Genomic DNA, 12,992 nt, shown 5'->3' with positions numbered 1-12,992 from the left:
AGTGCCCTATAATGAAAATAGTGAAATTTTATACAAAGGATACCCAATCATGAATAATTATCAAAGAGTCCATCCGCACAAACCCGCAGGTATTGAAAACAAACGAGCTTTTTTGATTGGTTCGGGTATAGCTTCTTTGGCTGCTGCCGAGTATTTAATGCGTGACGGATATATGCAGGGTCATCAAATAACGATATTTGAAGAGAGCAGTGTGGCCGGTGGTGCGCTTGATGGCGCAGGTAATCCTCAAACGGGCTTTGTAGCGCGCGGAGGACGGGAGATGGAAGAGCATTATGAGTGTTTGTGGGATTTGTATGCCGGGGTCCCGTCTCTGGAGGAGGAGGGAAGAACTGTTCTTGATGAGTTTAAAGAACTCAATGACATTGATCCGAATTTTTCAAAGGTACGCGTAATATACAACAGGGGAGAAAAACAGCGTTCAACAGGTTTGGGACTGGAAGAGAAACACATAAAAGAGTTGACAAAACTGCTTTTGAAAAAGGAAGAGGATTTGGGAACTATGAGTGTTGAAGAGTATTTTGAGGCATCCTATTTTGAGACAGACATGTGGCTGTACTGGAGAAGCATGTTTGCTTTTGAGCCGTGGCACAGTGTTGCCGAGATGAAGCGCTATATGCACCGTTTTATGCATCTTTTGCCGGGAATGAGTACGATGAGGGGCCTGGTGTTTACCAAGTATAACCAATACGATTCTTTGACCCTTCCGCTGAAAAAACTTTTAGAGGACAAAGGTGTCAATTTTGTTTTTAACACCAGAGTAAGTGATCTGGAAGTAGATATTCAGGAAGAGAAAAAGACGATAACCGCCATTCATCTGCTGCAAAACTCCAAAGAAGAAGTTATTGAGACATGTGAAAATGATTTGATATTTTTTACTAATGGCTCAATGGTGGAAAACTCTTCTTTTGGAGATATGAAGAGGGCTCCTGTTTTAAATAGAAAAGAGGGTACCTGCTGGGCATTGTGGAAAAAGCTGGCACAAAAAGATGCGTCTTTCGGCAAACCGGAAGTTTTTTGCAGTGATATAGACAAAACAAAATGGGAATCATTTACGATAACTGCCAGGGGACCAAAAATGCGCAAACTTTTGGAGAGTTTTGCCGAGAGAAAATTTTTGCCGCATAAAACAGCAACGGGCGGAATTATTACCATTAAAGATTCGAACTGGCTTATGAGTGTTACGGTAAACAGGCAGCCGCAGTATAAAAACCAGCCATTTGAGTATACGGTTGCCTGGGCATATGCACTCTATCCGGACAACAAAGGCGACTTTATCGACAAGAAGATGAGCGAATGTTCCGGAGAAGAATTGTTAAAGGAACTGTTATACCATTTTGGAATAGATGACAAGGATATGCAGGAATATGTTGAGGAGTGCATCGTGATTCCTGTGATGATGCCTTATATAACAAGCCAGTTTATGCCAAGGCTTCAAGGCGACAGACCGGAAGTTGTACCAAAAGGGAGTGTGAATCTGGCTTTTTTGGGGCAGTTCTGTGAGATTAAAGATGATTGCGTCTTTACTGTTGAATACTCTGTCCGTTCTGCAATTACCGCTGTGTATACACTATTGAAACTCAATAAAAATGTACCGGAGATATATCCGGGCCAGTATGATATTCGTGTGTTGGCAAGTGCTGTCAAAACGATGAAAAGTGAGCATGAAGGCTTGATAATGCGTTTGATTGAGAGTGTTGTCAAAAAGAAATTAAAAAATACCATTTTTGAAAAGTTGCTTTAAGGCACCCCGTAAAGGCTCCGGACAAGAGATACCTGATGAGAAATCAAAAGTATCAATTGTCACGCAAAAGAGCTTATTACTGAAAAAGAGAGCTAAAGTATTCTTCAATATCTCCAGGTGTGCCTGAGATTGACATAAACTCACCCATGCTGAGGTTTGGATAGGCAATAGCAAGATAGTATTTCGGGTGTAGGATTTTTGCTGTGTCTCCTTCAACCATTACCATATAAGGTAAAAATGCACTGTGTTTTTCTCCTTTTATTTCAGGAACATAGTATTTTTCACCTTTCTTAGTCGGCATTGCTATACCATAAAGCGTTGCACTCCCGGTTTCTAATGTAAAAACAATGTTTTTTGCTGCATTTTTTTCCAGTTTCTCTTTGAGTTTTTCTCCTTTTGCAACTTCTATCATATCTTCATAATACGGCATAGCCATCATAAAGTGATACCCTGCAATATCGTCATCATCAAGAGCATCTTCTGAATTTTTGAGTGTGCCAAAAGCATTTGCAAGCTTGGTGTTTACTTTTTTTGCATGTGCTTTTTGAAAATCATCCTGCATAAAAGCATGTAAAAAATATTGTGGATTTGTAAGCACGAGTTCATTGTCTTTAGTGTTTACGAGCACTTTTTGCACACCGGCAAATGCCCTGTCTTTTTTAGAAGCATCTTTTGTCAATGTAGGACATGTATAGGCTATGACATGATAATTTGGGTCCTGCATAGCATCATATTCGCCAACAACCTGTAAACCGTTTTTTGTAAGTGCCGTTTTGACATCATTTGCATTTTGAAATGCCGCATATTCATATGTGCTTACTTTTTCAGCAAAAAGATTTGCTCCTATTATCATTGTTACCAAGCCTGTTACTACTGTTTTTTTCATTTTCTCTCCGTGAATTAAATTGAAAAATATTATAATTTATTATAGTTAAGAGGCACATTAATTTTAAAAAATTTGTTTAATTTGTAGAAAAAAGAGAATAAATTCAAAAAATTTAGCTCCTTTTGGATATAATCGCGTAATTTTATAAAAGAGAAACAACCATGGATATTAGAGAAGAGTATTTAAAATTTTTTGAATCAAAACAACATACAAGAGTTCCCTCAGCGCCTTTGGTGCCTGAAGATGCGACTCTGCTTTTTAACAACGCAGGCATGGTGCCTTTTAAGTCGATTTTTACAGGGGAGGTTCCTCGTCCGAAAAATCCTCGTGCCACATCCTGCCAGACTTGTATCCGTGCGGGTGGAAAACACAATGACCTGGAAAATGTCGGACATACAGCGCGTCATCATACTTTCTTTGAAATGCTGGGAAATTTCAGTTTCGGAGACTACTTCAAGGAAGAGGCAATTGCCTATGCCTGGGAGTTTATCACTGAGATATTGCATCTGGACAAAGACAAACTCTGGGTAACAGTGCATGAAAGTGATGATGAGGCTGAAGAAATCTGGAAAAAACATATTGCGCCTGAGCGGATTATGCGTCTTGGAGACAAAGACAACTTCTGGTCTATGGGTGATACGGGACCGTGCGGACCGTGTTCTGAAATCTTTTATGATCAGGGAGCAGAACATTTTAGCGGTCCCGAGGATTATATGGGCGGTGAAGGCGACAGATTTTTGGAAATCTGGAACCTTGTTTTTATGCAGTATGAAGTCAAAGAAAAAGGCGGAGAGAGAATTCCTCTTGCACATCCATCCATAGATACAGGAATGGGGCTGGAGCGTGTTGTAGCCATTAAAGAGGGTGCCATTTCCAATTATGGATCCTCTTTGTTTATGCCGATTATCCGAAAAGTCGAAGATTTGACAGGCAAAGAGTATGTATACGCTACAGGTGCATCGTACCGTGTTATAGCAGATCATATCAGAACCGCAGTGTTTTTACTCTCTCAGGGTGTAAATTTTTCTAATGAGGGACGCGGGTACGTGCTTCGAAGAATCCTGCGCCGTGCTGTGCGTCACGGGTATCTTTTAGGTTTTCGCGAACCGTTTATGTATAAACTTGTCGATACTTTGGTTGATATTATGGGTGGGGAGTATGAGTATCTTCAGACCAAAGCAGAGGTTGTCAAAGAACAGATAGAGCTTGAAGAGGCACGATTTTTCAAGACAATAGAATCAGGCATAGCACTTTTTAACATGGAACTGCAAAATACCAAAGACAAGGCGAATGCCGAAGACAGAGAAGGTGCCCTGGGGTATGTGTTTTCGGGTGAAGTGGCTTTTAAACTCTATGATACCTACGGCTTTCCGCTTGACTTGACAGAAGATATGCTCAAAGAAAAAAACCTCTCACTGGATACGGCAACATTTGAGAGCCTGATGAATGAGCAGAGAAGACGTGCCAAAGCTGCCTGGAAAGGGAGTGGGGATGATGCCATCAGCGGTGACTTTAAAACACTGCTTGAGGAGTTTGGTGAAAACAGATTTGTCGGATATGAAACTATGCATCATGCAAGCAAAGTGCTGGCACTTTTAGATGAAAAGTATGTGCGTGTGGAAGAACTGCAAGCCGGAGAAAAAGGATGGGTATTTTTAGATATTACACCTTTTTATGCTGAGAGTGGCGGACAGTGTGGTGATATTGGAGAACTTGAAGGCATTGCACAGGTAGTTGATACGAAAAAATTCTTTGGTTTGAATCTTTCGAAGATAGAGTTGCATGCCTCTCTCAAAGTCGGACAGCATGTAGATGCAAAAGTGGATATTTCCAGAAATGAGATAACAAAACATCACTCGGCAACACACCTGTTGCATGCGGTACTTTTTGATGTGCTTGGAGAACATATTTCACAGGCGGGTTCTTTGGTTGAGGCAAATCGTCTGCGATTTGATTTTTCTCATCCAAAAGCGCTCAGTGAAGAGGAATTACATGTAATAGAAGAACGTGTAAATGTTGAAATAATGCGTGCAATTCCTGCCCAAACTGAGGTACTGCCTATAGAAGAGGCAAAAAAATCAGGTGCGAAGAGCCAGTTTGGCGAGAAGTATGGAGACGAGGTGCGTGTTGTCAAATTTGCAGACGCTTCTGTTGAGTTTTGTGGCGGAATACATGTAAACAATACGGCAAATATCGGTTCATTTATCATTACCAAAGAGAGCGGTGTGAGTGCCGGTGTGCGACGTATTGAAGCTGTGTGCGGCAATGCGGCGTATAAATACTTTTGTGAGCAAAGAGCACTTGTAAAAGAGGCGCAGAGTGAAGTGAAAAATCTTGATCTGCTTGCAGGAATCAGCAGGCTCAAATCAAATATAGCTGCTTTGAAAGATGAACTCAAAGAGGCACACGAAGCTGCAAAAGTTGAAATTAAAGCAGATGAGATAAACGGTGTGTCAGTAGTTGTGGATGAACTGCCTAACGGGGATATCAAAGAAAAGATAGATGAGCTGAAAAATCAAAATGACAAACTCTGTGCAATGCTTTTCCAGGTCAAAGGCGATAAAGTGCTTATAGCCGCAGGTGTCAAAGGGTGCGAGGCAAAAGCGGGTGATTGGATCAAAAAAATAGCACCGCTCCTTGGCGGAGGCGGTGGCGGTCGTCCTGACTTTGCCCAAGCCGGAGGAAAAGATGCTTCAAAACTGCCTGAGGCAAAAGAAGCAGCACTGAAATTTATTACAGAGGTATTGGATTGATGAAAGATTTTATGATTGAACTTTTTGCAGATTACAGAACACAGATTGTCTTTTTACATGTAATCTCTGCCGTTGTTTGGGTCGGAGGGATGATTGCCATGAAATTTGCAGCGCATCCTTCATTTATACAAATTGAATCACCTCTGCACAGACTCGAACGAATTTCACAGGCACTCAACAGGCTCTTTATGATTGTTTTGCCTTTTGTTGTTATACTTATCATTACAGCAGTTATCATGGCTGTCGGACTTGGTTTTCGTGCGGCTGCCGTTGATGCAGGCGGCAATGTGATAGATGAGTATGCGATGCATATATATAATCTTGTGCATGTAAAAGAGGTGATCTGGATGATTATGGCGGCTAATCTTGCGGCTATGATTTTCAGACGCAACAAAGCACAGAAACTTTTACAAAAAGGTGATACAGCAGGTGCAAAAAAAGCGTTAGAGCTTATTGGAAAATATATGGTTCCCATCAATATCACACTTGGAATTATTGCAATTTATCTGGGAGTGACTCTGCGAAATGCCTATTAGACTCTGCTCATCATCTCAGACACGCGCCATGCTTTTAAAAAAAGCAGGCATTGATTTTATTCAAGAGAGTGTTGATTTTGATGAAGAGAGTATTGTCGCAAACAGCCCGAAAAACTTTGTTTATCAGGCAACTTTGGGCAAGTATGAAGCAAATCTCAGAGTATTTGGCTATGAAGAGTATCCGCTGTTGGTAGCCGATACTGTTGTTACAAGCCAGGGACATATTTTAAGAAAGGCACGCTGCAAAGATGATGCCCGTAATATTTTAATGACGCAGAGCGGAAATATTACGAGTATCATTACATGTATGATATATCATGCAAAACAGCAAAAGATAATAGATATTTCAAAGACAGACTATCTGTTTGAACCATTTAATACACAAGATTTGGAACGTTACTTAGAGAGCGGAGAGTGGCGAGGCAAGGCTGGTGCCTGTATGGTAGAAGGGTTTTGCAAGCCCTACATCAAAGAAGTCAGAGGCTATGAGAGTACGGCAATGGGACTTTGTGTCGAAGTGCTGGAAACTTTTATGGAGCAAAACTGATGTATTTTTATAAAAGATACAGTTTTTTTATTAATATACTGCTGGCATATCTCTTCGTACTTTTTGTCACATTGCAATTAAGTCTGGTTTGGAATGTTATTCTTGTCACACTTTTGTTTATGGGTATCAGTATTCTGTTTTATCGCTATGCCAAGCAAAAACACTATTATAAAAGTATCATTGACAACTCTACAAATATTGTCATTGTCAGTAATGAAAAAAAGCTTGTTTCTGCAAATAAAACTTTTTTTAAATATTTCAAAGGCTATAAAAATATAGAAGAGTTCTCACAAAAACACCATTGTATATGTGAATTTTTTGAAGAAGAAGAAGGATATATCGGCGCTGTAAACAATGGTCTGGGTTGGATAGAATATATTGTCAAAAATTCTGAGGTATATCACAAAACCAAAGTCAGGATTTACGACAAAGAGTACTATTTTGCTATTTCTGCTTCGGTTCTTGACAAAAAAGACAATCTGTACGGAATTATACTGTCCGATATAACCGAACAGGAAAACTATAAAAAAGAGCTGGAGATTCTGGCTGTAAAAGATTCACTGACAAAGATCGGCAACCGGCGTTTTTTTCATAAAAAACTGGATGAACAGATTTTGCTGACACAGCGCTATCACCATCCGTTTTCGCTGATTATTTTTGACATAGATTTTTTTAAAAAAGTCAATGACAACTACGGGCACGATACAGGCGATAAAGTACTGGTAGAATATACAAAGTATATTGCTTCTATGCTGCGTGATACCGATATTTTTTGCAGAATCGGCGGAGAAGAGTTTATAGTGATCCTGCCAAATACTACGAAAGACAAAGCGTATGCCCTGGCACAAAAGATAAGAGAAAGTGTTGAAAAATACAAAGCTGTTCTGCCTATTACCATGAGCTTTGGTGTTGCAGAGTATGAAAAAGGCGACGATGATATTTCTCTGTATAAAAGAGTTGATTTGGCTCTTTACAAAGCAAAAGAAACAGGGAGAAACAAGGTAGTTCTTGGATGAATTTTTATGCTAAAGAGCTCAAAGCTCTTCAAAGAGCAGGGCGTTATCGGACACGTGAAATTGTTGACAACACTCTGCATGATTTTGCCTCAAATGACTATTTGGGACTTTCGCACAACAAAGAACTTCATACGCTTACATGTAAAGAATTAGCAGAGTATCCGCTCAACAATCCCAAGGCATCTATGCTGATAAACGGCTATCATCAGATACACAAGGATTTTGAAGAGGCTTTATGTGAAGCAAACGGCTTTGAGGCAGCAATAGTGCTTGGAAGCGGATTTAATGCAAATATTGCCTTGATTGAATCGCTTGTCCGTCGTGGTGATACGCTTTTTATGGATGAACTGTATCATGCCTCAGGTGTTTTGGCTTCCCAGTTACATAATATAGATGTAGTTTTTTTCAAACATAATGATATGCAGGAGTTGCAAAGCTTGCTAAAACATTCAACTGCCAAACGAAAGATCGTTGCAGTTGAGGGTATTTACTCAATGGACGGTGATTTGTGCGCAAAAGAGGTTTTTGATATATGTGATGAAGAGGAAGCGATTTTGATAGTTGATGAAGCGCACAGCAGCGGAGTAGTCGGAGACAAACTGATGGGTGTTTTTGATTATTACGGTATTGCCGTAAAGCAAAACCATATTAAAATGGGAACGCTCGGAAAAGCCTATGGCAGTTTCGGTGCTTTTATACTCTCATCAGAACATATATCACACTATCTTTTAAATCGTGCAAAACCGATTGTGTATGCGACTGCTCTCTCTTTGTATGATACACTGTTGGCGCATAACGGACTCAAATATATTTTGCAAAATAGTGAAACACTGAAAAAAGAGATAATGCTTCGCCAAACAATAGTCTCCCAAGAGTTAGGCTTACATGTAAAGGGTTTGATTGTGCCTGTTTGTATAGGAGACAATAGACAGGTCATAGATATTAAAAACAGGCTGTTGAAATCCGGTTACAGTGTGGGGGCGATACGCCAGCCTACGGTTGCTTCTGCAATAATTCGTCTGATTGCAAGACTCGGTGAAAAGAGTGATACGCTCAGACTGGTTTGCAAAGAGTTGGCAGGAATAGAGTCATGAAAATGTCCAAACTCAAAATTATCTACAACAATAAAGCCTTGGTGGACATCTCCTTTGACATTTCCTCTTCATTGGCATTAATAGGGCAAAGCGGCAGCGGAAAAAGCCTGACAATCAAGGCGCTTCTGGGGATGCTGCCCAAAGAGATGAGAGTAGAGCTTGCAGATAATTTTGATTTTGAACTCATAGCAGGAAAAACCCTCTCTTTTGTGCCGCAGAATCCTTTTACAGCACTCTCTCCACTGACAAAAATCAAAAAACAGTTTTTCAGTGAGCCAAAAAGAGTCAGGGAACTTTTTGATGAAGTCGGTCTGCATTACGATTTGCTCGAACGCTTCGCCCCCGAACTCTCAGGCGGACAACTTCAGCGTGTTGTCATTGCAATTGCGTTAGAATCAAAACCGAGGTTACTTTTACTTGATGAACCGACAACCGCACTTGATCCCCAGACAAAAGAGGTGATACTTCAGCTTTTAAAAAAGTTGCAAAAAAAAGAGCAGTTTCAAATGCTTTTTGTGACACATGACATAGCTTCTGCCAAGGCACTGTGCGAAGATGTTGCTATTATAAAAAACGGAAGAATAGTTGAAAGCGGAAAAATGCGTGAAATAACAGAGAATCCGCAACAAGAGTATACAAAAATATTAATAGAGGCCAGTTTTGCCAACAGGAAATTCAGAACATGAAAAAACTACTAAAAAGAACATTTGTAACCGTACTGATTTTAGGGTTTTTCTCACCCTTTATAATTCTTGGCTATTACCTGGTAAGCTATGATTATGATATATCCTCCTTAGTAGACTACAAACCAAAACAGACAAGCAGAATATATGACAAAAACGGAGAAAAAATAGCAAATATTTTTGATAAACAGCATAGATATTATGCCTCTTTCAATGAGATTCCTCCAAGGGTGATTGAAGCACTTGTTGCCATTGAAGATACAACCTTTTTTGAACATTCCGGCGTTAATTTTGATGCAATTTTTCGGGCAGTTATCAAAGATATCAAAGCAGGAAAGATGGTTGAGGGCGCCAGTACGATTACGCAGCAGTTGGTAAAAAACAAATTATTGACCCGGGAGAAAAAACTTTCACGAAAAATAAAAGAGTTGATATACTCTTTTAAACTTGAAAATGCACTGACAAAAGAGCAGATTCTGGAACGGTATTTAAATGAGATCTATTTTGGGCACGGATATTATGGCATCAAAACAGCTGCAGACGGGTATTTTCACAAGAAGCTCTCTGATTTGACACTTAAAGAGATAGCAATACTTGTAGGTCTGCCAAAGGCGCCAAGTACCTATGCGCCTACAAAAAACTATGATATTTCCATGGGCAGAGCCAATCGTGTCATCACAAGAATGTATACACTTGGCTGGATAGACGACGCAACATACAAAAAGGCATTGGCTGAAAATCCGGTAGTATATAATGATACACTGACACAAAACAGAGCCCCTTTTGTTGTGGATGAAGTTGCAAGAAGATTCAGAAATATGGGAATTGATGACTTAAAAACAGGCGGATATGAAATATATACAACGATTGATTTGAAACTGCAGGATATTGGAAGAAAATCACTGCAGTATGCGTATGACAAAGCTTTAGAGAGAATTGAAAAATACAAAGAAAAAGAGGCACAGGAAACAGAAGACGAAACCTTTAAAGTCCAGGATGTCAATGTGTCACAGCTTAACGGTGCTTTGGTTTCTCTTGATTCCAAAACAGGGGATATTTTGGCACTGCTTGGGAGTGTAGATTATAAAAAAAGCTCTTATAATCGTGCTACTCAGGGCAGGCGCCAGCCCGGTTCCGCTTTTAAACCTTTTATATATCAGGTAGCTATTGATTTGGGATATTCGGGTGCTACAAAACTTGTTGATATTGCCCAGACATATGCCTATGAAAAAAATGGTGAGGAGATGAAATGGCAGCCTAAAAACTATGAAAAAAACTATAAAGGTCTCATTACTCTCAGAGAAGCACTTATTCATTCAAGAAATTTAGCGACTATCAATCTTGTAAATGACATAGGCCTGTCACAGTTGCTGCGGGAACTTAAGAAATTTCATATTAAAAATCTGCCAAATGACCTCTCTATCGCTCTTGGAACCATGTCAATGTCACCGCTTGAACTTGCACAGTATTATACGTCATTTTCAAACTACGGGATTCAGGTAAAACCTCACTTGATTACAAGTATTGACCAAGGCGGCAGTACTGTTTATAAAAAAGAGGATATTTCTTATTATATAACGGCTCCGACTCAGGCTTTTATAATGACGACGATACTGCGTGATGTTGTCACAAGAGGAACAGGACGAAGAGCAAGAGTGCGAGGCATAGAAATTGCAGGAAAGACAGGAACAACAAATAATAATATAGATGCCTGGTTTGCCGGCTATTCTCCTACAGTTGAGACGGTTGTCTGGTTCGGCAATGATGACAATACACCGATGTATCACAAAGAGACAGGAGGACGGGTTTCGGGTCCCGCCTTTGCTTATTATTTCAGAAATCTTTTGAAACTCTACCCTCAGATAAAGCGAAAATTTGATGTGCCTGAGGGAATTATTGAAGTGAAAATCAATGGAAAAAAAGAGTATTTCAGTGATATCTCAAAGCCGCCAAGAAGTGATTACAGTGATGAAACAGAATCTGAACTTCTTTTTTAGCCAAAGGTTCTGTTTAAAGCACAAAACATGGCTTTGATTGAGGCTACAGTGATGTCGTTGTCTATTCCGACACCAAAACGTGAGAGTACCTCTTTTGTCTGAATTTCTATGTATGCTACTGCCTGTGCACTGCTTTTGTCACCACACGAGTGTTCCGAGTATGACTTAACAGTAAAATCATTTTTGTACTTTTGCATCAGTGCATTCTTGCAGGCATCAATCGGTCCGTTGCCTTCGCCCTCAGATGTAATGACATCTCCATTGTATTTGTACGTTAAGGTACATGTAGCCTTCCCGTTATCTGAGGAGAGTGTAAAGTCTACAAAAGAGATATGCTCTTCAATATTGAAATAGGTATTTTTAAAAACTTCCAATATCTCTTCGGGTTCCAGTTCTCGTCCTTTTTCATCACTTAATGCCTGCACGGCACGACCGATTTCAGGATGCATGGCTTTTGGCAAATGGTAGCCGTAATTGTGTTCGAGTATATAAGCCACTCCGCCTTTTCCCGATTGTGAGTTAATACGGATGATACTTTCATACGTCCGTCCCACATCAGCCGGATCTATCGGCAGATAAGGCACTTCCCAAAAAGGGTCCTCTTTTGCCTGCTGATAGGCAAGCCCTTTGTTAATGGCATCCTGATGGGAACCGGAAAATGCCGTATAAACAAGTTCTCCGACATAGGGGTGTCTCGGGTGTGTCGGCAGTTCTGTACATGTTTCGACAACTCGCACCACTTCGTTGATATCCGAAAAATCAAGCCCCGTATCTATGCCCTGGGAGGTCATATTTAAGGCAAGGGTGATGATGTCTACATTGCCTGTCCGCTCTCCGTTGCTCAAAAGTGTTCCCTCGACTCTGTCTGCCCCTGCCAAAAGTGCCAACTCTGTTGCAGCGATGGAAGTGCCTCTGTCATTATGCGTGTGCGTCGAGATGATGACATTTTCACGATTATCCAGGTGTCTGCCCATCCATTCTATCTGGTCTGCATAAATATTAGGCGTCGCCATCTCTACTGTTGCAGGAAGGTTTATAATCACCTTTCTGTTTTCGTTTATTCCCCAGCGAGCCGTTACGGCATTGGAAATCCGTGCCGCAAAATCCAACTCCGTTCCCGTAAAACTCTCTGGAGAATACTCTAAGAATATTTCTCCGTTATGATTTGCTTCATATTTTTTGACCAAATCAACACCCTCCAGGGCAAGGTCAATAATTTCATCCTGTGTTTTTGAAAACACTATTTTTCTCTGGGCAACCGAGGTTGAATTATACAAATGTACCGTTGCTTTTTTTACGCCTTCCAAGGCTTCAAATGTTTTGGCAATCAAATGTTCTCTTGCCTGCACAAGTACCTGAATGGTCACATCATCCGGAATGAGATTGTCATTGACGAGTTTGCGCAAAAAATCAAATTCTATTTTGGAAGCAGAGGGGAATCCCACCTCTATTTCTTTGAAACCGAGTTTAAGTAAGAGTGCAAATAATTCAAGTTTTTTCTTCATATCCATAGGATTGATAAGTGCCTGGTTGCCATCGCGCAAATCGACACTGCACCATATCGGTGCTTTGGTTATACTGTTGTCCGGCCATTTTCTGTCTGGCAAGTCTATTTTCGGATAAGGCTTGTATTTGCCTTTAGGAATATTCTTCATAAAGAATCCTTGTTCTTGAATTATTTAATAGCTGCACTCTTATACAGGACTATTATGTTTGCA

Annotated in this window: 10 protein-coding genes; 8 read left to right on the top strand and 2 right to left on the bottom strand. The window is 40.3% G+C overall.

Annotation, left to right across the window (positions count from 1 at the left end; genetic code table 11):
* Positions 1-49 precede the first annotated feature (49 nt).
* A complete protein-coding gene (locus tag MLC35_RS10070) occupies positions 50-1,762 on the top strand; it encodes an oleate hydratase (protein WP_434636844.1) in 1,713 nt (570 codons plus the stop codon).
* A gap of 76 nt (positions 1,763-1,838) precedes the next feature.
* Here MLC35_RS10070 and MLC35_RS10065 read toward each other — a convergent pair whose 3' ends face one another.
* Complete coding sequence (locus MLC35_RS10065) at positions 1,839-2,648, bottom strand: hypothetical protein (protein ID WP_434636842.1); 810 nt, start codon at positions 2,646-2,648, stop codon at positions 1,839-1,841.
* Positions 2,649-2,809: 161 nt separating this feature from the next.
* Between MLC35_RS10065 and alaS the strand changes: the two genes are divergently transcribed.
* From alaS to MLC35_RS10030, 7 genes are read left to right on the top strand one after another with little or no spacing between them, the layout of a single operon-like run.
* Positions 2,810-5,401, top strand: a complete 2,592-nt coding sequence (alaS, locus tag MLC35_RS10060) for an alanine--tRNA ligase (RefSeq protein WP_434636839.1) — start codon at positions 2,810-2,812, stop codon at positions 5,399-5,401.
* On the top strand, positions 5,401-5,937 hold the full coding sequence (locus MLC35_RS10055) for a hypothetical protein (protein WP_418640709.1): 537 nt from the start codon (positions 5,401-5,403) through the stop codon (positions 5,935-5,937). The genes alaS and MLC35_RS10055 overlap by 1 nt, the downstream gene beginning before the upstream one ends.
* Positions 5,927-6,484, top strand: coding sequence for a septum formation inhibitor Maf (gene maf, locus MLC35_RS10050; protein WP_151899509.1), 558 nt, complete (start codon positions 5,927-5,929; stop codon positions 6,482-6,484). Before MLC35_RS10055 ends, maf begins: the two co-directional genes overlap by 11 nt.
* The gene (locus MLC35_RS10045) at positions 6,484-7,500 is read left to right on the top strand and encodes a GGDEF domain-containing protein (RefSeq protein ID WP_346389648.1); all 1,017 of its coding nucleotides are present in this window, start codon (positions 6,484-6,486) and stop codon (positions 7,498-7,500) included. The genes maf and MLC35_RS10045 overlap by 1 nt, the downstream gene beginning before the upstream one ends.
* Positions 7,497-8,594, top strand: a complete 1,098-nt coding sequence (locus tag MLC35_RS10040; RefSeq protein WP_151899511.1) for an aminotransferase class I/II-fold pyridoxal phosphate-dependent enzyme — start codon at positions 7,497-7,499, stop codon at positions 8,592-8,594. Before MLC35_RS10045 ends, MLC35_RS10040 begins: the two co-directional genes overlap by 4 nt.
* Positions 8,591-9,280: an ATP-binding cassette domain-containing protein gene (locus tag MLC35_RS10035; protein WP_418640705.1), complete on the top strand. Its 690-nt coding sequence runs from the start codon at positions 8,591-8,593 to the stop codon at positions 9,278-9,280. The genes MLC35_RS10040 and MLC35_RS10035 overlap by 4 nt, the downstream gene beginning before the upstream one ends.
* Positions 9,277-11,274, top strand: a complete 1,998-nt coding sequence (locus MLC35_RS10030; RefSeq protein WP_434636834.1) for a penicillin-binding protein 1A — start codon at positions 9,277-9,279, stop codon at positions 11,272-11,274. Before MLC35_RS10035 ends, MLC35_RS10030 begins: the two co-directional genes overlap by 4 nt.
* On the opposite strand, the gene leuA is transcribed toward MLC35_RS10030, so the two are convergent.
* On the bottom strand, positions 11,271-12,929 hold the full coding sequence (gene leuA, locus MLC35_RS10025) for a 2-isopropylmalate synthase (protein WP_434580375.1): 1,659 nt from the start codon (positions 12,927-12,929) through the stop codon (positions 11,271-11,273). The two genes, MLC35_RS10030 and leuA, sit on opposite strands and share 4 nt — an antisense overlap.
* Positions 12,930-12,992: the final 63 nt, after the last annotated feature.

Origin of the sequence: Sulfurimonas sp. NW7, from assembly GCF_051132265.1 — a bacterium.
Lineage (GTDB): Bacteria > Campylobacterota > Campylobacteria > Campylobacterales > Sulfurimonadaceae > Sulfurimonas > Sulfurimonas hydrogeniphila.
The sequence above is the reverse complement of the archived record's forward strand: the minus strand, read 5'-3'. Positions and strand labels throughout refer to the sequence as shown.

Coding starts and splice junctions, on each gene's coding strand:
- MLC35_RS10070 (WP_434636844.1), top strand. CDS start 50: ATGAATAATTATCAAAGAGTCCATCCGCACAAACCCGCAGGTATTGAA.
- MLC35_RS10065 (WP_434636842.1), bottom strand. CDS start 2,648: ATGAAAAAAACAGTAGTAACAGGCTTGGTAACAATGATAATAGGAGCA.
- alaS (WP_434636839.1), top strand. CDS start 2,810: ATGGATATTAGAGAAGAGTATTTAAAATTTTTTGAATCAAAACAACAT.
- MLC35_RS10055 (WP_418640709.1), top strand. CDS start 5,401: ATGAAAGATTTTATGATTGAACTTTTTGCAGATTACAGAACACAGATT.
- maf (WP_151899509.1), top strand. CDS start 5,927: ATGCCTATTAGACTCTGCTCATCATCTCAGACACGCGCCATGCTTTTA.
- MLC35_RS10045 (WP_346389648.1), top strand. CDS start 6,484: ATGTATTTTTATAAAAGATACAGTTTTTTTATTAATATACTGCTGGCA.
- MLC35_RS10040 (WP_151899511.1), top strand. CDS start 7,497: ATGAATTTTTATGCTAAAGAGCTCAAAGCTCTTCAAAGAGCAGGGCGT.
- MLC35_RS10035 (WP_418640705.1), top strand. CDS start 8,591: ATGAAAATGTCCAAACTCAAAATTATCTACAACAATAAAGCCTTGGTG.
- MLC35_RS10030 (WP_434636834.1), top strand. CDS start 9,277: ATGAAAAAACTACTAAAAAGAACATTTGTAACCGTACTGATTTTAGGG.
- leuA (WP_434580375.1), bottom strand. CDS start 12,929: ATGAAGAATATTCCTAAAGGCAAATACAAGCCTTATCCGAAAATAGAC.